This window comes from Kitasatospora purpeofusca (genome assembly GCF_042691725.1).
Taxonomy (GTDB): domain Bacteria; phylum Actinomycetota; class Actinomycetes; order Streptomycetales; family Streptomycetaceae; genus Kitasatospora; species Kitasatospora purpeofusca_B.
In genome coordinates this window covers 5,847,322-5,867,088 of the sequence record NZ_CP170483.1, presented here as the reverse complement: position 1 = coordinate 5,867,088, position 19,767 = coordinate 5,847,322, and the positions used below count along the sequence as shown (strand labels likewise).

The following is a 19,767-nucleotide window of genomic DNA, read 5'->3' as shown; positions in this document are numbered from 1 at the left end:
TCAGAACAACACAGTGGACGCGAGCAACTGAGGACAAGCCCTCGGCCTATTAGTACCGGTCAACTCCACCCCTCACAGGGCTTCCATATCCGGCCTATCAACCCAGTCGTCTACTGGGAGCCTTACCCTCTCAAGGAGGTGGGAGTGCTCATCTCGAAGCAGGCTTCCCGCTTAGATGCTTTCAGCGGTTATCCCTCCCGAACGTAGCCAACCAGCCATGCCCTTGGCAGAACAACTGGCACACCAGAGGTTCGTCCGTCCCGGTCCTCTCGTACTAGGGACAGCCCTTCTCAACACTCCTACGCGCACAGCGGATAGGGACCGAACTGTCTCACGACGTTCTAAACCCAGCTCGCGTACCGCTTTAATGGGCGAACAGCCCAACCCTTGGGACCTACTCCAGCCCCAGGATGCGACGAGCCGACATCGAGGTGCCAAACCATCCCGTCGATATGGACTCTTGGGGAAGATCAGCCTGTTATCCCCGGGGTACCTTTTATCCGTTGAGCGACGGCGCTTCCACAAGCCACCGCCGGATCACTAGTCCCTACTTTCGTACCTGCTCGACCCGTCAGTCTCACAGTCAAGCTCCCTTGTGCACTTACACTCAACACCTGATTGCCAACCAGGCTGAGGGAACCTTTGGGCGCCTCCGTTACTCTTTAGGAGGCAACCGCCCCAGTTAAACTACCCACCAGACACTGTCCCTGATCCGGATCACGGACCCAGGTTAGACATCCAGCACGACCAGAGTGGTATTTCAACGACGACTCCACCATGACTGGCGTCACGGCTTCAAAGTCTCCCACCTATCCTACACAAGCCGAACCGAACACCAATATCAAGCTATAGTAAAGGTCCCGGGGTCTTTCCGTCCTGCTGCGCGAAACGAGCATCTTTACTCGTAATGCAATTTCACCGGGCCTATGGTTGAGACAGTCGAGAAGTCGTTACGCCATTCGTGCAGGTCGGAACTTACCCGACAAGGAATTTCGCTACCTTAGGATGGTTATAGTTACCACCGCCGTTTACTGGCGCTTAAGTTCTCAGCTTCGCCCCACCGAAATGGAGCTAACCGGTCCCCTTAACGTTCCAGCACCGGGCAGGCGTCAGTCCGTATACATCGCCTTACGGCTTCGCACGGACCTGTGTTTTTAGTAAACAGTCGCTTCTCGCTGGTCTCTGCGGCCACCCCCAGCTCGGAGTGCAAGACTCGTCACCAGGAATGGCCCCCCTTCTCCCGAAGTTACGGGGGCATTTTGCCGAGTTCCTTAACCATAGTTCACCCGAACGCCTCGGTATTCTCTACCTGACCACCTGAGTCGGTTTGGGGTACGGGCCGCCATGAAACTCGCTAGAGGCTTTTCTCGACAGCATAGGATCATCCACTTCACCACAATCGGCTCGGCATCAGGTCTCAGCCTTAATGTGAGGCGGATTTGCCTACCTCACGGCCTACACCCTTACCCCGGGACAACCACCGCCCGGGCTGGACTACCTTCCTGCGTCACCCCATCGCTCACCTAATACGAGGTTGGATCGCCGGCTCCACCACGTCCCTTTGTCCGAAGACTCCGGGCCGGTTTCACGGGCTTAGCATCACTCGGTTCAGCGTTGGCGCTTCAAAGCGGGTACGGGAATATCAACCCGTTGTCCATCGACTACGCCTGTCGGCCTCGCCTTAGGTCCCGACTTACCCTGGGCAGATCAGCTTGACCCAGGAACCCTTGGTCAATCGGCGCAAGAGTTTCCCACTCTTGTATCGCTACTCATGCCTGCATTCTCACTCGTATACCGTCCACGACTGGTTTCCACCGCCGCTTCACCCGGCACACGACGCTCCCCTACCCATCACAGCAGGCGTTGGCCCTTCATGCTGCAATGACACGACTTCGGTGATGTGCTTGAGCCCCGCTACATTGTCGGCGCGGAATCACTTGACCAGTGAGCTATTACGCACTCTTTCAAGGGTGGCTGCTTCTAAGCCAACCTCCTGGTTGTCTCTGCGACTCCACATCCTTTCCCACTTAGCACACGCTTAGGGACCTTAGTCGGTGTTCTGGGCTGTTTCCCTCTCGACCATGGAGCTTATCCCCCACAGTCTCACTGCCACGCTCTCACTTACCGGCATTCGGAGTTTGGCTAAGGTCAGTAACCCGGTGAGGCCCATCGCCTATCCAGTGCTCTACCTCCGGCAAGAAACACGTGACGCTGCACCTAAATGCATTTCGGGGAGAACCAGCTATCACGGAGTTTGATTGGCCTTTCACCCCTAACCACAGGTCATCCCCCAGGTTTTCAACCCTGGTGGGTTCGGTCCTCCACGAAGTCTTACCTCCGCTTCAACCTGCCCATGGCTAGATCACTCCGCTTCGGGTCTTGGGCATGCAACTCAACCGCCCTATTCGGACTCGCTTTCGCTACGGCTACCCCACACGGGTTAACCTCGCTACACACCGCAAACTCGCAGGCTCATTCTTCAAAAGGCACGCAGTCACGGCCATGGTCCGAAGACCACAACGACGCTCCCACGGCTTGTAGGCACACGGTTTCAGGTACTATTTCACTCCGCTCCCGCGGTACTTTTCACCATTCCCTCACGGTACTATCCGCTATCGGTCACCAGGGAATATTTAGGCTTAGCGGGTGGTCCCGCCAGATTCACACGGGATTTCTCGGGCCCCGTGCTACTTGGGAGTTCTTCAAACGAGCCGTACAGATTTCGCCTACGGGGGTCTTACCCTCTACGCCGGACCTTTCGCATGTCCTTCGACTATCCATACGGTTTCTGACTCGCCGACCGGCCGGCAGACCGATCAAGAAAAATCCCACGACCCCATCAGCGCAACCCCTGCCGGGTCTCACACGCTCATGGTTTAGCCTCATCCGGTTTCGCTCGCCACTACTCCCGGAATCACGGTTGTTTTCTCTTCCTGCGGGTACTGAGATGTTTCACTTCCCCGCGTTCCCTCCACACTGCCTATGTGTTCAGCAGCGGGTGACAGCCCATGACGACTGCCGGGTTTCCCCATTCGGAAACCCCCGGATCAAAGCCTGGTTGACGGCTCCCCGGGGACTATCGTGGCCTCCCACGTCCTTCATCGGTTCCTGGTGCCAAGGCATCCACCGTGCGCCCTTAAAAACTTGGCCACAGATGCTCGCGTCCACTGTGCAGTTCTCAAACAACGACCAGACACCCACCCGACAAAGCATGGGACCGGCATCACTGAGGTACGTTTCCGTTCCCTCAGGACCCAACAACGTGCCCGACACAGTCAATCCCAGAAGCGTTCCACGCCGAAGCAGTACTACCTTCTGATCTCTTCCTGTGCCGAATAGTCAACGTTCCACCCATGAGCAACCGTGCAGGACATTCGCCTGCAAGCGGCATATTGCTCCTTAGAAAGGAGGTGATCCAGCCGCACCTTCCGGTACGGCTACCTTGTTACGACTTCGTCCCAATCGCTGGTCCCACCTTCGACGGCTCCTCCCCTTACGGGTTAGGCCACCGGCTTCGGGTGTTACCGACTTTCGTGACGTGACGGGCGGTGTGTACAAGGCCCGGGAACGTATTCACCGCAGCATGCTGATCTGCGATTACTAGCAACTCCAACTTCATGGGGTCGAGTTGCAGACCCCAATCCGAACTGAGGCCGGCTTTTTGGGATTCGCTCCGCCTCACGGCATCGCAGCCCTTTGTACCGACCATTGTAGCACGTGTGCAGCCCAAGACATAAGGGGCATGATGATTTGACGTCGTCCCCACCTTCCTCCGAGTTGACCCCGGCAGTCTCCTGTGAGTCCCCATCACCCCGAAAGGCATGCTGGCAACACAGAACAAGGGTTGCGCTCGTTGCGGGACTTAACCCAACATCTCACGACACGAGCTGACGACAACCATGCACCACCTGTATACCGACCACAAGGGGGCGACTATCTCTAGCCGTTTCCGGTATATGTCAAGCCTTGGTAAGGTTCTTCGCGTTGCGTCGAATTAAGCCACATGCTCCGCTGCTTGTGCGGTCCCCGTCAATTCCTTTGAGTTTTAGCCTTGCGGCCGTACTCCCCAGGCGGGGAACTTAATGCGTTAGCTGCGGCACCGACGACGTGGAATGTCGCCAACACCTAGTTCCCAACGTTTACGGCGTGGACTACCAGGGTATCTAATCCTGTTCGCTCCCCACGCTTTCGCTCCTCAGCGTCAGTAATGGCCCAGAGATCCGCCTTCGCCACCGGTGTTCCTCCTGATATCTGCGCATTTCACCGCTACACCAGGAATTCCGATCTCCCCTACCACACTCTAGCCTGCCCGTATCGAATGCAGACCCGGGGTTAAGCCCCGGGCTTTCACATCCGACGCGACAGGCCGCCTACGAGCTCTTTACGCCCAATAATTCCGGACAACGCTCGCACCCTACGTATTACCGCGGCTGCTGGCACGTAGTTAGCCGGTGCTTCTTCTGCAGGTACCGTCACTTGCGCTTCTTCCCTGCTGAAAGAGGTTTACAACCCGAAGGCCGTCATCCCTCACGCGGCGTCGCTGCATCAGGCTTTCGCCCATTGTGCAATATTCCCCACTGCTGCCTCCCGTAGGAGTCTGGGCCGTGTCTCAGTCCCAGTGTGGCCGGTCGCCCTCTCAGGCCGGCTACCCGTCGTCGCCTTGGTAGGCCATTACCCCACCAACAAGCTGATAGGCCGCGGGCTCATCCTGCACCGCCGGAGCTTTACACCCAGGACCATGCGGTCCCAGGTCATATCCGGTATTAGACCCCGTTTCCAGGGCTTGTCCCAGAGTGCAGGGCAGATTGCCCACGTGTTACTCACCCGTTCGCCACTGATCCACCCCGAAGGGCTTCACCGTTCGACTTGCATGTGTTAAGCACGCCGCCAGCGTTCGTCCTGAGCCAGGATCAAACTCTCCGTGAATGATTACCCGTAATCGGGTTCACACCCGCGTTGAGCGGCACGGCAACCACCGGAATTAGGTGATCCCGCGCACTGCGTCCTCGCTAGTGTTATTTCAAAAGGAATCTCCAACCCCGAAACAAGTCCGAGGCCGGGGATGTCAACATATCTGGCGTTGACTTTTGGCACGCTGTTGAGTTCTCAAGGAACGGACGCTTCCATCAGGCGGCTTTCACACCGGCCCTCCGGGCGCTTCGTTCTTTCGTGTTTCCAGCTTACCAGATGTTTTCCGTGCCGTTCCCGGCGCTTCCTTCATCCAACTCGCTGGCGTCTTCTGCGGCTTGACGCCCCGTCCGACGTTTCAAACTCTAGCCGATCCCCGCTCCGAAAAGCGAATCCGGCCGCAATCCCTAAAAGCAGGCACACCGAATAAACCCTGAGCCGGAACGTGTCGAAACAGATGACGACACGCCTCGGCCCGTAACCGGGAAGAGGTGGTGTTTCAGAGAATTGGCCGCTCCGGGACCGTCCGCGCAGACGCGTGTCCGGTGCTCCCTGCCGAGCGACTAGAGAACACTACGCCCATTCGGGTGCGAAGGCAAACGGCCTACGCGGACGATGCGGGTGCAGGCCGCGCGGCCTGCTTTCACGTACTCGCCGTTGGGGTGGTCGTTGCCGGTGACCCAGTGGCGGGCGGCGGCCTCGTCGCGTCCGCCGGTGCGATGGCGGTCGAGGAGGCGGGCCTCGCGGACGTCGTCGTCGGTCTCGACGTACCAGAGTTCGCGCAGCAGGTTCCGGGCCTCGGGCCAGGGGTGGTCGGCGGCGGCGAGGTAGTTGCCCTCGGTGATGACGAGTCGGGTGTGCGGGTGGACGACATGCCGGGCTGCCACCGGCTCGTCGAGGCCGCGGTCGAAGTCAGGGACGTAGATGTCCTGGAAGCGATCGGTCGCGACCCGGCGCAGCAGGGCGATGTAGCCGTGGGCGTCGAAGGTGCCGGGCGCGCCCTTGCGGTGGCCGAGGCCGAGGCGGTCGAGCTGGGCGGCGGAGAGGTGGAAGCCGTCGAGCGGGAGGTGGGCGGCACTGCCCGGGCCCTCCTGGCGGTCGACCTCGGCGACGAGGTGCCGCGCCAGGGTGGACTTGCCGGCACCGGGTGGGCCGGCGAGTCCCAGGATCGTGCGGGCATTGCTGCCGGGGCCGCGCAGCAGGCCGAGGGCGAGGGCCGCGAGGCTGTCCGCGTCGAGGTCGGTCACGATCCCCGTGGAGCGGTCCGCGTTCATGGACGAACCCTACTCAGCGTTCGGCGAGGGCGGGAAGGTCCATGGTGAGGGTGCCGGCGTCGGCGTCGAGCAGGGCGGGGACGCCGAGCGGGACGGTGAGGGTGGACGGGCCGTGGCCGAATCCCAGTTCCCAGATGATCGGTACGCCGAGCGGTCCGAGGCGGTCGAGCATGACGTCCCGGACCCGGTCGAGCGGGCCGCAGCCTTCCCAGGAGCCGAGGGCGATGCCGGTGACGCCGTCGAAGGCGCCGGAGCGCAGGAGCTGGGTGAGGAGGCGGTCGAGCTGGTAGGGGTGCTCGTTGACGTCCTCCAGGATCAGCAGGCTGCCAGCGTAGGAGGGGCGGGCGGCGGGGGTGCCGCGTTCGGCGGCGAGGACGTGGGTGCAGCCGCCGGCGGTGATGCCGCGGGCCCGGCCGGGGACCAGGGCGGTGGCGGTGGCCGAGGTGAGGACGGTCGTGGCGGCGGGGTCGAAGAGGGTGCGGCGCAGGTGTTCGGCGGTGGGGCCGTCCTCCAGGAAGGTCGCGGTGGCGCTCATCGGACCGTAGAGGGTGGCGAGGCCGAGGCGCTGCGCGAAGGCCTCGTGCAGGGAGGACACGTCGCTGTAGCCGATCAGCACCTTGGGCCGGACGGCGCGCAGGGCGTCCCAGTCGAGGAGGTCGACCATGCGGTGGACGCCGTAGCCGCCGCGCGCGCAGATGACGGCGTCGACGGTGGGGTCGAGCCAGGCGGCCTGGAGGTCGGCGGCGCGGTCGGCGTCGGTGCCGGCGAGGTGGCCGAGGACGGGGTGGGTGTCGAGGACGTGCGGGGCGACGGTGACGCGCAGGTCCCAGGAGCGCAGCAGGGCGGCGCCGGCGGCGAGCCGCCGGGGGTCGATGGGGCCGCTGGTGGCGACCACGGCGACGTGGTCCCCGGGGCGGAGGTGCGGCGGGCGGGTCAGTCCTCGGCCGGGCGTGGTCGGGTGCTGGTCCATGGCCGGGTTCCTTCCGGGGCGGAGCGGGCTGGGGTGGAGCGGGTCTCGGGGCCGGACGCGGGACCGGCCCCGAGAGGTTATGCCCCTGTCGCGTTCACAGCGATCCCATGACCTCGCGCACTTCGGCGAGGGTGGCGTCGGCGATCGCGTTGGCGCGTTCGGACCCGGCGCGCAGGATGTCGCGGAGGTGGCCGCGGTCGGCGGCGAGTTCGGTGCGGCGGGCGCGGATCGGGCGGAAGTGTTCGTTGACGGCCTCGGTGACCGTGCGCTTGAGCGCGGCCGCGCCGCCGTCGCCGATCTCCTCGGCGACCTCCTCGGGGGTGCGGTCCTGGCAGAGGGCGGCGAGCAGGAGGAGGTTGGAGACCTCGGGGCGGCCTGCGGGGTCGTAGCCGATGCGTCGGTCGGCGTCGGTCTTGGCTCCCTTGAGGAGCCGCGCGGTGGTGTCCTCGTCGGCGCCGAGCGGGATGGAGTTGCCGCGGCTCTTGCTCATCTTGCCGCCGTCGGTGCCGAGCAGCAGCGGGGCGGCGTCCAGCAGGGCCCGAGGGCGGGGGAAGACGGTCGTGCCGTCGGGGCGCGGGTAGCGCTCGTTGAACCGCCGGGCGACGGTGCGGGCGACCTCCAGGTGGGGCAGCTGGTCCTTGCCGACGGGGACCAGGTCGGCCTTGCAGAAGAGGATGTCGGCGGCCTGGTGGACGGGGTAGGTGAGCATCAGTCCGTTGACGGCGGCCTGGCTGGAGTGGGCGATCTCGTCCTTGACGGTGGGGTTGCGGTGGAGTTCGGCGGCGCTGACCAGGCTGAGGAAGGGCAGCAGCAGCTGGTTGAGGGCGGGGACGGAGCTGTGGGTGAAGATCGTGGCGCGGTCGGCGTCGATGCCGGTGGCGAGGTAGTCCAGGACGAGGTTCTCGGTGTGCTCGGCGAGGCGGTCCGCGACGTCCCGGTCGGTGATGACCTGGTAGTCGGGGATGACCACGAACATCTCGACGCCCAGGCGCTGGAGGCGGACGCGGTTGCGCAGGCTGCCGAAGTAGTGGCCGAGGTGGAGCGGGCCGGTGGGGCGGTCTCCGGTGAGGACGCGGTGGGCGGCCGGGTTGCCGCGGACGCTCTCGTCGAGCTCGGTCAGGTCCGGCCGCCGGTCGGCGGGGTCGGGCCGGTCGGCGGGGTCGGTGGTCGTGGTCACGGGTTTCTCCTCGGTACGGCGGTGGTGGCGGCCGTCCGGGGCTCGGGGCCCGTCCCGTCGGAGAAACGCAACAGGGCCGTCCATCCCGGACGGCCCTGGTCAGGCGTGGCTGGTGGCCGTCCTAGGACGGCCACCAGCTGAGACCTGCGAAGCGCTTCATGGGTTCGAGGATAGCGGCCGGCCGCATGGGCCCGCCGGTCGGCTCCCCGGTCGCCGTCAGTCCTCGACGACGAGGGCGGGCGTGTCCTTGCGGAGCGTCTCGCCGCGGAAGAACGCGGGCCGGTACACGCCGTAGACGACCATGAGCACCGCGCCGAGCAGCAGGATGCCGACGCCGATGACGAACACGGAGCCGATGCCGAACACCACGCCGCTGCCGTAGTCCGGGTCCCAGGCGTCGGTGAGGGTCTGCAGGAAGACGCCGCTGAGCAGGATGCCGCCGAGCAGCGGCGCGATGCCCTTGACGACCAGGTCGCGCAGGCCGTTGCGGAGCGAGCGGCGGAAGTACCAGACGCAGGCGAAGGCGGTCAGCGCGTAGTAGAAGCAGATCATCAGACCGAGGGCCAGGATGGTGTCCTGGACGACGTTCTCGCTGATCACGCTCATGCCGACGTAGAAGGCGGCGGTGGCGATGCCGGCGGCGACGGTGGCGAAGCCGGGGGTGCGGTGGCGCGGGTGGACGGTGCCGAAGCGCGGCGGCACGGCCCGGTAGGCGCTCATCGCGAGCAGGGTGCGGGCGACCGGGATGAACGTGGTCTGCAGGCTGGCGGCGGCGCTGGCGACGACGGCCACGAAGAGCAGGATGCTCCACGGGGAGCCGAGCACCGGGCGGGCCAGGGCGGCGAACACGTTGTCGGCGGTGTCGGGGTTGCCGAGGCCGGTGCCGGTGGTGCCGACGCCGGCGAACATCTGGGCGGCGATCGCGACCAGCAGGTAGGAGCCCACCAGGGTGACCATCGAGATCATCGCGGCCCGGCCCGGGGTCTTGGCGCTGCCGCTGGTCTCCTCGTTCATGGTGAGGCAGGTGTCCCAGCCCCAGTACATGAAGATCGACAGGGACAGGCCCGCGGTGAACGCGCTGAACGAGCTCACTTCGAACGGGTTGAGCCAGGAGGCGGAGAAGCCGACCGAGTCGGGCAGGTCGCCGGCGGCGGCCTTGATGATGGCGATGGCGGAGAACAGCAGCAGCACGGCGAGCTGGAGGCCGACCAGGCTGTACTGGAACCACTTGGTGGCCGTCATACCGCGATAGCTCATCGCGGTGGCGGCGGCGATCAGCGCGACGACGGTGGCCAGGTGAACGGCCTTGTTGTCGTTGAGGTCCGCGACGGCGCCGCTGCCGGTCATCTCGCCGAGCATGAGGTACAGGAAGTCGGTGGCCACCCCGGCGAGGTTGGACAGCACGATGATCGTGGCGACCGTCAGGCCCCAGCCGGCCATCCAGCCGATCCGGGGGCCGAAGGCCTTGACCGTCCAGGTGAAGGACGTGCCGCAGTCCGGGAAGTCCTTGTTCAGCTCCTTGTACGCGAACGCGACGAGCAGCATCGGCAGGAAGCCGGCCAGGAAGACCGCGGGCATCTGGACGCCGACGGCGGTGACCGTCGGGCCCAGGGTGGCGGTCAGGCAGTAGACCGGGGCGACCGTGGAGACGCCCAGGACCACGCTGCTCAGCAGGCCGACGGAGTTGCCCCGTAGGCCCTTGTCCCCCGCTGCCCCCGTCGCCCCCGTTGCCTCCGGCGCAGTGCCGGGGGCTCCACCACTGGCGCCACTGACCGGGGCACCCTGCGGAGCGGCGGGCGCCGTTGCCCGGCCGCTGCTTCCGTGCTCTGAGAGCTGCTGATCAAACACCAGCGCACCCTAGGTGCGGGTACCGAAGGTTGAGTAGGCCAACCTCGGGTGATCTCGGACACTCCCTTCGATTTGCCTGGCGGCAGCCGATCGTTGGCCGATGATGCATGGGCTGTTAAGGCGTGTACCTTTATTTCTAAGGGTCGTTACCGAATTGATTTGCCGGATATGCCATGGTTTGAGACGTTTCGGGACCGGCTTCCGCACCCTCGGACGATGCGACGGACAGCCCACCGGGGGGGCGTCGGATAGGTTTGCCTCACCTAACTCGACCCCCGTCCCCGAAGGAGTGCCGCGTGTCCCCCACCTCCGGCCGCCCGACCACCCTCCGCCCCACCCGCCGGAACCTGCTCACCGCGGCCCTCACCGGCGGTGCCGTGCTCGGCCTCGGCGGCCTGCTCACCGCCTGCGGCAGCTCGGACGGTTCCGGTTCGGGTTCCGGGTCAGGGTCCGGCGGCTCCGGCGACGGGACGGCCAAGCCCTCCGGCGGCTCCTCGCCGGACCAGAAGTCGGTCAAGCAGGGCGGCGACGACTACGCCACCGTGATCGAGAAGATGAAGGCCTTCGGCACCGACGCCGCCCCCGGCGTCTACCCCCGGACCGTCCGGCACGCGATGGGCGAGAGCGTCATCCCCGCCAAGCCGACCCGGGTCGTGGTCCTCGACACCGGCGAGCTCGACAACGTCGTCTCGCTCGGCATCCAGCCGGTCGGCGTCGTCCACACCGACGGCTCCAAGACCATGCCGTCCTACCTCGGGGACAAGGCCGGCAACCCCGCCAACGTCGGCACCATCAACAGCCTCAACCTCGAGGCCATCGCCGCGCTCAAGCCCGACCTGATCCTCGGCAGCCAGCTGCGCGCCCAGGACCAGTACGCGCAGCTCTCCAAGATCGCGCCGACCGTCTTCTCGCTGCGCCCCGGCTACCCGTGGAAGCAGAACTTCCTGCTCAACGCGACCCCGTTCGGTCTGGAGGCGGAGGCCAGGGCCCAGCTGGACGCCTACCAGGCGTCCGCCGCGGCGATCGGCGCCAAGCTCGGCGACAAGCGGCCGACCATCACGCCGCTGCGCTTCATGCCCGGCAAGACCCGCCTCTACGCGGAGCTGTCCTTCATCGGCACCATCCTCACCGACGCCCAGCTGCCGCAGCCCAAGATCGAGCAGGTCAAGGAGCTCGCGGTGGAGATCAGCCCCGAGCAGATCGACAAGGCGGACGCCGACTGGGTCTTCTACGGCGTCTACGGCACGCCCAGCTCCACCAACCAGGACGCGGTGCTCGGCGGGGCGCTGTGGAAGACGCTCGGCGCGGTCAAGTCCGGGCAGGCCCGGCCGGTCCCGGACGAGACCTGGTTCCTCGGGCTCGGCGTGGCCGCGGCCAACGTCGTCCTGGCCGACCTCAAGGGCTTCGTGGCGCCCGGCGCCTGACCTGCGCTTCCGGCAGGGCACGCCGTCCCGGGCCGAGGTGGTGTCAGGACGTGGGGCGGGCGGGACGGACGGGACGAGACGGTGGCGTGGGGCACACGGGGCGGAAAGGCGCTTGGAGCAGATCGCCCGGTGCGGGAGGATCAACGGCACCGAACCCCGAAGGGCCCGTGCCAATGACCACGCTCGACCAGACCGACGCCGACCGGCTCCCGTCGGCCACACCGCTCGCGCCGCCCGCTCCCGCCCGGACGGACGGGGCCGCGGGGGCCGTCGCGGACGGTGCGGCGACCGCCGCGCCGGTGGGCGGTGCGACCCGCTGCTCGATCGCGGCGGCGGGGGCCGACGGCCGGGCGGCCGGCACGGCCGGGGTCCTGCCGGGCGGTTCCGTGCCGCGGCCGCGCGGCGGTGGCAGCGGGGGCGGAAACCGGACCGGCGGGTCGGCGGGCCGGTCGGACGGCGTGGCCGGACCGGAGCGCGCGGACGGCGGTGACGGCGGCGGTGGCGGCGAGGTCTTCGTCCGGCTCCAGCAGCCGCCGGCCGTCCAGGACCGGACCGTCCCCGTGCTGCGGGCGGCCCAGGAGGAACTGCGCACCGTCGTCACCCGCCGGCCGGCGCCCTCGCGCCGGCTGCGTCGGATGCACCCGCAGGCGGCCGGTGCCCTCCGGCCGGACACCGCGCGCCCCGGCCCGCTGCCGGCTGCGGACGTGCCGTCCGTCCCCGGGCCGCGCACCGACGGCGGCCGGACCGCAACCGGTGCGCGGACGGCGGCGGGCCCCGAGGCACCGCTGGGCGTCCTGATCAGCGGTACCCCGCAGCCGGAGGCGGGGGGACGCCCCGGACCCACGGGGGCGTCCGGGCGTCCCGAGGAACGGCCCGCCGTCCGGGCCGCCGCCGAACTCGTCCGGCTCGGCCGGGGGACCTGTCTGATGGTGCTGCCGGCCTGGCGACCCGCGATCGCCGTCTCGGTACCGACCGAGCACCTGCTGAGCGCCACCGGCCTCGCCTTCGAGCGGCTGGCCGGGGCGCAGCTCTCCGTCGTGATCAATCCCGCCGCGCTGCACGACCGGGAGCTGGAGCTGCGGGACTGGCAGGCCGGTCCGCCCGGGCGGGCGGGTCGGCGCGGCGGGCGCCGGACGGTTTGAGGCGTGTCCGAGGCCGGGGGTCGCCCCGGGCCGGGCGCGGGTCAGGGGCGGACGCGGGTCAGGGGTGGACGCGGGTCAGGGGTGGGCGGGCCTCGCGTTCGGGACGTAGCCGAGGTCCACGGGCTCGGGTGCGCGGCGGTCGGCGAGCCAGCCCTCCCGCACGGCCGCCAGCAGTTCGGGCAGCCGGGGCGGCCAGAGGGCGTCCGCGTCCTCGGCGGCGAGGTCCTCCGGGGTCCACCAGCGCCAGTCGAGGATCTTGTCGGCGGCGTGCATCGCGCTGACGTCGCCGACCGGGCCGCGGTGCGGGCCGCTGGTGAGGTAGATGTGCTCGTGCTGGCGGACGGGCGTGCCGTGCCAGGTGAAGTCGTGCTCCCAGGTGCAGAGCAGCGGGCCGGGTTCGAGGTCGGACCAGCCGGTCTCCTCCCAGAGCTCGCGGCGCGCGCCCGTCCACGGGGTCTCGCCGGGCTCGATGCCGCCGCCCGGCATGGTCCAGTGCACGCCGACCTCGCTGTTGTCCGAGCGCAGGAGGAAGACGGATCCCCCTTCGTCCAGGACGACCGTGCGGGCGGCCTGCCGCGGGATCCTTCGCGCGTTGCGCCACAGGTTTCGCATCGGGTCACTCTCGCAGTGGGCCGCTGCGGGCGTCGAGCGGATTCCACCGGGCCTGGCGGGTCCGGTCGGCGGGGCGGCCGGGGCGGACTGCCGGGCGGGTTCCCGAACAGGCCCGTCCGTGCGGGTCCAGGCCTGTGACGTCGGGGTTTTGACGGTCCGACGGCCGGTCGCCGGCCGTACCCTGGCGCCCATGCCCGCACCCGCTTTTCTCCTCCCCTCCCATCCGCTGGACCCGCGCCGGGTCGACCCGCAGTTCGCCTGGGAGGCCAGGCTGCTGCGCGACCTGGGCGGCGAGCACCACCTGGTCGGCCACGACGCGCTGCTCGCCGGGGACGCCCGCGCGGCCGTCCGCGGCGTGCCGGCGGGGCGCGGACCGCTCTGGTACCGGGGATGGATGCTTCCCTCCCCTCGCTACGCGGACTTCGCCGCCGCCCTGTCGGAGCGCGGCGGGCAGCTGCTGACCAGCCCGCCCGGGTATGCCTCGGCGCACGAGCTGCCGGGCTGGTACGAGGTGTTCGAGGGGGCCACGCCGCAGAGCGTCTGGCTGCCGCTGCCGGGCGCGGGGACCGGAGCGGGCACGGCCGGGGCGGGGGCCGGGATCGAGCCGCCCGGTGCGGAGCGGTTGGCACCGGCCGTCGCCCGGCTCGGCGGGCAGGGGCCGGCGATCGTCAAGGACTACGTGAAGTCCCGCAAGGACGCGTGGGACGAGGCCTGCTACATCCCGGACCTGGCGGATCTGCCGGCCGTCGGGCGGGTGGTCGCGCGGTTCGTGGAACTGCAGGCCGAGCACCTGGCGGGCGGTGTGGTGCTGCGGCGGTTCGAGGAGTTCACCCGGGTGGTGTGGGACACCCGCGCCGCGCCGTCCGGCGCCGGTTCCGAGGACGCCCCGGGCGGGGGTCGCGACGCGGGCCGGGAGGCGGGCCGGGAAGGGCGGCGGCGGGAAGGGCGGCGGCGGGCGGTGGAGGCCCGGGTGTGGTGGCTGGACGGCGAGCCGGTGCTGGTCGGGCCGCACCCGGACCTGCCCGGCTGCCCGGCGGCTCCCGACCTGTCCGTGGTCCGGCCGCTGGTGCGGGCGCTGGGCTGCCGCTTCGTCACCACCGACCTCGCCGAGCGGGCCGACGGCTCCGGTTGGCGGGTGGTCGAGGTCGGGGACGGACAGGTGAGCGAGCTGCCCCGGGGGACCGACCCCTCGGGGCTGCTGATCGCACTGCTCGCGGCGTGAACCGGATCGGCGTGGGCGCGGCACGGTGACGGGGCGTCGGGCGCCGGTTCCGACGCCCGACGCCCGACGCCCCGTCCACCGTTCGGTGCGGCTATCCGACGATCATGTCGGAGGCCGGTACGGGAGCGTCGCCGCTCCGGCCGTGACCGTCCGCCACGAACGCCTGCCAGAGCCGGCTGTACGCCCCGCCCCGGGCGAGCAGTTCGCTGTGCGTGCCGTCCTCGACCACCCGGCCGTGGTCCAGGACCACGACCCGGTCGGCGCGCTCGGCGGTGGTCAGCCGGTGGGCGATGACCAGGGTGGTCCGGCCGCCGCTGAGCCGGTCCGCGGCGTGGTTGACCGCCGCCTCGGTGGCCAGGTCGAGCGCCGCGGTGGCCTCGTCCAGCAGCAGGATGTCCGGATCGACCAGCTCGGCCCGGGCCAGCGCGATCAGCTGGCGCTGGCCGGCCGAGAGGTTCCGGCCCCGGCCCGCGACCTCGTGCTCGTAGCCGCCGGAGAGCCGGACGATCATGTCGTGCGCGCCGACCGCCCGGGCCGCCGCCTCCACCTCGGCCGGTGAGGCGTCGGGCCGGCCGTACGCGATCGCCTCGCGCACCGTCCCGGCGAACAGGTAGGCCTCCTGCGGCACCACGCCGAGCCGGTGCCGGTACTGCGCGAGGTCGTAGCGGGTCAGGTCCACGCCGTCGACCCGCACGGTGCCGGCGGTCGCGTCGTAGAACCGGGCGACCAGCTTGACCAGGGTCGACTTGCCCGCCCCCGTCTCGCCGACCAGCGCCACCGTCTGCCCGGCGGGGATCCGCAGGCTGACGTCGGTGAGGACGTCCGGGGCGCCGTCCGCGCCGCCGTTGTAGGCGAAGCCGACGCGGTCGAACTCGATCTCGCCGCGCAGTCCGGCCGGGACGGGCACCGGGTCGGCGGCCTGCGCGGTACTGGTCGGGGTGCGCAGCAGGTCACGGGTCCGGCCCAGGCCCACCGCCGCCTGCTGGTAGCCGTCGAACACCTGGGAGAGCTGGTTGACCGGGGCGAAGAACAGGTCGATGTAGAGCAGGTACGCGACCAGCGCGCCGACGGTGAGCGTCCCGGCGTCCACCCGGGACGCGCCGACGATCAGCACCAGCGCGCCGGCCACGCTGGAGAGGAACTGCACGAACGGGAAGTACAGCGAGATGTAGAGCTGGGCCCGGACCCGGGCGTCCCGGTAGGCGATGCCGCGGGCGACGAAGCGGTCCGTGTTGGTGTCCAGCCGGCGGAAGGCCTGGACGATCCGCATGCCGGCCACGTTCTCCTGCAGGTCGGCGTTGACCGTGCTGATGAGGTCCCGGGAGATCTCGTACTGGGCCTTGGACTTCCGGCGGAACACCAGGGTGGCCACCACCAGCAGCGGCAGCACCGCGAAGACCGCCAGGGCGAGCCCGGCGTCGATCACCAGCAGTGCGGCGAGGATGCCGAGGAAGGTCAGCAGGCTGACGACGGCCGTGACCACGCCGGTCTGCAGGAACGAGGTGAGCGAGTCCAGGTCGGTGGTCATCCGGGTCATGATCCGGCCGGACAGCTCGCGCTCGTAGTAGTCGAGGCCGAGCCGGTTGAGGTGGGCGAAGATCTTGAGCCGGAGCGAGTAGAGCACCCGTTCGCCGGTGCGGCCGCTGACCCGGTTCTCGGCGCTCTGCACCAGCCAGTCGAGCAGGACGACCGCCAGGGCGGCGAGCGAGGCGACGGCGACACCGGTCATGACGCCCTTGCTGACGCCGTCGTCGATGCCGTGCCGGATCAGGATCGGCAGGACCAGGCCGGCGCCCGCGTCCAGGGAGACCAGCAGCAGGGCCAGGGCGAGCGGTGCGCGGAAGGGGCGCAGCAGGCGGCGGAGGCTGAAGTCGGGGTCGCCCCGCTCGGCCTCGGCGCGGGGGATCGCCGGAATGTCGGCGGCCGGCGGGAGGGCGGTGACCTTGGCGAGCAGGTCGGGTGCGGCGGTGCGGGCCGCCTTGGCCAGGGCCGGGGTGGGCATCGCGGGGCGGGTGGGCGGCGCGGCGGCGGGGTCCTTCGTGTCCGCTGCGGCCGCCGGGGCCGCCTGGGCGGCCTGCTCCGTCTGGTCCGCCTGGTCGGTCTGGCCGGTCTGGTGCGAGGGGTCCGCCGGGGCCGACGCGGCGCGGGCGCCGGGGGCGCGGCCGGCCTCGGGGTCGGTGATCAGGGCCCGGTACCGGGGACATCGGGCTTCGAGTTCCTCGTGCGTGCCGAGGTCCAGCAGACGGCCGTGGTCGAGGACGGCGATCCGGTCGGCCAGCTGGAGGGTGGAGCGGCGGTGGGCGATCAGCAGCGTGGTGCGGCCGGCCATGACCGAGCGCAGCGCGTCGTGGATCTCCGCCTCGATCTGCGGGTCGACCGCCGAGGTGGCGTCGTCCAGGAGCAGGATGCGGGGGTCGGTGAGGATCGCCCGGGCCAGGGCTATGCGCTGGCGCTGGCCGCCGGAGAGGGTGAGGCCCTGTTCGCCGACCTTGGTCTCGTAGCCCTCGGGCAGGGCCCGCACGAACTCGTCGGCCTGGGCGGCGCGGGCGGCGGCGACGATCTGCTCGTCGGTGGCGTCCGGGCGCCCGTAGGCGATGTTGGTGCGGACCGTCTCGGAGAAGAGGAAGCTCTCCTCGGGCACGGTGCCGACGGCCGCCCGGACCGAGTCGAGGGTCAGGTCGCGCAGGTCGTGGCCGTAGAGGCGGACGGCGCCGGACGCCGGGTCGTAGAACCGCGGCACCAGTTGCGCGACCGTGGACTTGCCCGAGCCGGACGCGCCGACCAGGGCCAGGGTCTCGCCGGGGGCGAGACGGAGGCTGAGGCCGTGCAGGACGGGCGAGGGGTGCTCGGGGTCGTAACGGAAGCCGACCCGGTCGAACTCCAGCGCCACCTCGGTGGTGAGCGGGCCGACCACGCGCGGACCAACCGGCGCGGTCCCGTTCGCCGCGGAGGCCAGGGCGTCGGAAGCGATGGCCGACTCCGGGGCGGGGGCCGGTGCGGGGGCGAGGGTGAGGTCGAGCGTGACGGCGTCCGGACGCTCCTGGACCAGCGGGCGCTCGTCGATCAGCTGGAGCACGCGCTCGACGCCGGCCCGGGCCTGCTGGCCGACCGTGATGACCATGGTCAACATCCGGACCGGGCCGGTCATCTGCGCCACGTAGGTGGAGAAGGCGACGAAGGTGCCGAGCGAGACCTGGCCGTCGACCGCCAGCCAACCGCCGAAGGCGAGCACCGCCACCTGGGCGAGCGCCGGGATGGCCTGCATGGCGGGGTTGTAGCGGCTGTTGAGCCGGATCGAGCGGAGCCGGGCCGCGAAGAGCCGGCGCGAGGCCGCCTCCAGCTTGTCCAGTTCCTGGGCCTCCTGGCCGAAGCCCTTGACCACCCGGACGCCGCCGATCGCCTCGTCGACCACGCCGGCGACGGCCGCGGCCTCCTGCTGGGCCGCCCAGGTGGCGGGGAAGAGCCGTTTGCGGCTGAGCGTCGAGACCCACCAGAGCGCCGGGGCCATCACCAGGGCGACCAGGGTGAGCGGCGGCGAGAGCCAGACCATGACGCCCAGCGACATGGCGAACATGATCAGGTAGCCGGTCATCATGGGCAGCATCGAGAGCAGCCCGTTGACCAGTTGGAGGTCGGAGGTCGCGCGGCCGACCACCTGGCCGGTGTCCAGGCGGTCCTGGCGGTGGCCGTCGAGTCTGCCGAGCGAACGGAAGAGGTCGGCGCGCAGGTCGTGCTGGACGTCGACGGCGAGCTGCCCGCCGTAGTAGCGGCGGACCTGGGTGCAGCCGAACACCACGGCGGCGGCCAGCAGCAGGACCACGGCCCACGGGGCGAGCGGGCGGGTGTGCGCGCTGATGACGTCGTCGATGATCACCTTGGTGACCAGGGGCACCAGGGCGGTGACGGCCATGCCGAGCAGCGAGGCGCCGAAGGCGAGCAGCACGCTGCGTCGGGAGCGCCAGCAGTAGCCGAGCAGCCGCCGGAGCCAGCCCTGGCCGTCGGTACCGCCGCCTTCACCGCCTTCAGCTTCGGGGCCGGGGCCGGTGCCGGCGGTGGTCGTGGGGTCCGGGCCCGGGCCCGGTCGGGCGTGCCCGTTCCCGGACCCGCCCGGGGTGTCGGTTCGGGTGCCGCTCGGGGAAAGCTCCACCGTAGATCCGTGAGTCTCAGGCATATTTAGGGATGCTAACCATTCCGTCGGGTGGCCGCCATGGATTTTCAGGCCAGGGCGAGCCGGGGATCCCGGCCCGACGGGAGGGGCAACAGCCCGCAACCTGCGGTGATTCCCGGCGGACCGGACCGGCGCGCTCCCTACCAGGGTCGCCGACGGACCGGGAACCGCCCACCGCCCACCGGCGCAGGGCGCCGACCTTCCTTGGTCCTAGGCCGCCGGGCCGAGCCGACGCCGACCCGGACCGGCAGGGAATCGGCCCCCGGCCGGCCGGTCGGTCGACCTTCGGACGCCCTGCGGACGTCGTCCCCCGGACGGCGCAACCGGCCCGGCGGGATGCGGGCGCTCAGGCCCGCGCGGCGGCGCGGGCCTCCGCCCCGGCGGCATCGGCGGCCGCCGAGAAGGCCCCGTGCGCCAGGTTGTGCAGCAGTGCGGCCATCGCGTCGCGCGGGAGACCGGCCCGCTCGTCGCCCTGGGCGGGGCTGGGCCCGTGACTGTGCGGGGTGGAGTTGATCAGCCCGAAGACGGCGTGCACGGACGCCCGGGCGACCGGCTCGGCGGACGGGGCCGCGAGCGGCGGGTAGGCCTGGCGGACCACGTCGACCCAGAGTTCCACGTAGGCGCGCTGGAGACGGCGGACGGTCCGGCGGTCCTCCTCGCGGAGGTTGAGCAGCTCACGGTCGTGCAGGGTGATCAGGTCGCGGTCGTCGAGCGCGAAGTCGACGTGGCCGCCGACCAGCGCGTCCAGCGCGGCGGCCGGCCCCTCGCTGCCGCCCGCCCGGCGGCGCCCCTCCTCCAGCAGCCGCTCGCTGATGCCGACGAGCAGGTCGGCGAGCATCGCGTCCTTGCCGGCGAAGTGCCGGTAGAGCCCGGGGCCGCTGATCCCGACGGCCTTGCCGATCTCGTCCACGCCGACGCCCAGGAAGCCCCGGGCCGCGAACAACCGGGCGGCCTCCTTGCGGATCTGGTCGCGGCGCGGGAGCCCGGAGGCGGGCGGGACATTCGGCATGCGGCCCATCGTA

At 69.6% G+C, this 19,767-nt stretch carries 10 protein-coding genes and 2 rRNA genes; 3 read left to right on the top strand and 9 right to left on the bottom strand.

The window, feature by feature from the left end; all coding sequences use genetic code 11:
- Nucleotides 1–29: 29 nt before the first annotated feature.
- The 6 genes from ACFCLZ_RS25325 to ACFCLZ_RS25300 form a co-directional block, all read right to left on the bottom strand.
- Nucleotides 30–3,150 (bottom strand): 23S ribosomal RNA (locus tag ACFCLZ_RS25325).
- Between the two features lie 253 nt (nt 3,151–3,403).
- Nucleotides 3,404–4,926, bottom strand: a 16S ribosomal RNA gene (locus tag ACFCLZ_RS25320).
- The 16S and 23S rRNA genes sit together here, the layout of an rRNA operon.
- A gap of 545 nt (nt 4,927–5,471) precedes the next feature.
- Entirely contained in the window at nt 5,472–6,182 is a 711-nt protein-coding gene (locus ACFCLZ_RS25315) for a nucleoside/nucleotide kinase family protein (protein ID WP_380279525.1), read from the bottom strand.
- Nucleotides 6,183–6,195: 13 nt separating this feature from the next.
- Nucleotides 6,196–7,152 carry an LD-carboxypeptidase gene (locus ACFCLZ_RS25310; RefSeq protein ID WP_380279523.1) on the bottom strand — a complete coding sequence of 319 codons (957 nt, stop codon included), beginning with the start codon at nt 7,150–7,152 and terminating at the stop codon, nt 6,196–6,198.
- Between the two features lie 94 nt (nt 7,153–7,246).
- Nucleotides 7,247–8,272, bottom strand: coding sequence for a tryptophan--tRNA ligase (gene trpS, locus ACFCLZ_RS25305; RefSeq protein WP_380286280.1), 1,026 nt, complete (start codon nt 8,270–8,272; stop codon nt 7,247–7,249).
- Between the two features lie 273 nt (nt 8,273–8,545).
- Complete coding sequence (locus ACFCLZ_RS25300; RefSeq protein ID WP_380279522.1) at nt 8,546–10,177, bottom strand: APC family permease; 1,632 nt, start codon at nt 10,175–10,177, stop codon at nt 8,546–8,548.
- Nucleotides 10,178–10,473: 296 nt separating this feature from the next.
- Between ACFCLZ_RS25300 and ACFCLZ_RS25295 the strand changes: the two genes are divergently transcribed.
- Both ACFCLZ_RS25295 and ACFCLZ_RS25290 read left to right on the top strand, forming a co-directional pair.
- Nucleotides 10,474–11,601: an ABC transporter substrate-binding protein gene (locus ACFCLZ_RS25295; RefSeq protein ID WP_380279520.1), complete on the top strand. Its 1,128-nt coding sequence runs from the start codon at nt 10,474–10,476 to the stop codon at nt 11,599–11,601.
- Nucleotides 11,602–11,774: 173 nt separating this feature from the next.
- Entirely contained in the window at nt 11,775–12,743 is a 969-nt protein-coding gene (locus ACFCLZ_RS25290; RefSeq protein WP_380279518.1) for a hypothetical protein, read from the top strand.
- A 75-nt stretch (nt 12,744–12,818) separates the two neighbouring features.
- On the opposite strand, the gene ACFCLZ_RS25285 is transcribed toward ACFCLZ_RS25290, so the two are convergent.
- Nucleotides 12,819–13,355: an NUDIX hydrolase gene (locus ACFCLZ_RS25285; RefSeq protein WP_380279517.1), complete on the bottom strand. Its 537-nt coding sequence runs from the start codon at nt 13,353–13,355 to the stop codon at nt 12,819–12,821.
- A 190-nt stretch (nt 13,356–13,545) separates the two neighbouring features.
- On the opposite strand from ACFCLZ_RS25285, the gene ACFCLZ_RS25280 reads away from it, so the two are divergent.
- Nucleotides 13,546–14,577 carry an ATP-grasp domain-containing protein gene (locus ACFCLZ_RS25280; RefSeq protein WP_380279516.1) on the top strand — a complete coding sequence of 344 codons (1,032 nt, stop codon included), beginning with the start codon at nt 13,546–13,548 and terminating at the stop codon, nt 14,575–14,577.
- 91 nt (nt 14,578–14,668) lie between these two features.
- On the opposite strand, the gene ACFCLZ_RS25275 is transcribed toward ACFCLZ_RS25280, so the two are convergent.
- Both ACFCLZ_RS25275 and ACFCLZ_RS25270 read right to left on the bottom strand, forming a co-directional pair.
- Nucleotides 14,669–18,553, bottom strand: a complete 3,885-nt coding sequence (locus ACFCLZ_RS25275) for an ABC transporter ATP-binding protein (protein WP_380286279.1) — start codon at nt 18,551–18,553, stop codon at nt 14,669–14,671.
- A 538-nt stretch (nt 18,554–19,091) separates the two neighbouring features.
- Entirely contained in the window at nt 19,092–19,754 is a 663-nt protein-coding gene (locus ACFCLZ_RS25270) for a TetR/AcrR family transcriptional regulator (protein ID WP_380279514.1), read from the bottom strand.
- Nucleotides 19,755–19,767: the final 13 nt, after the last annotated feature.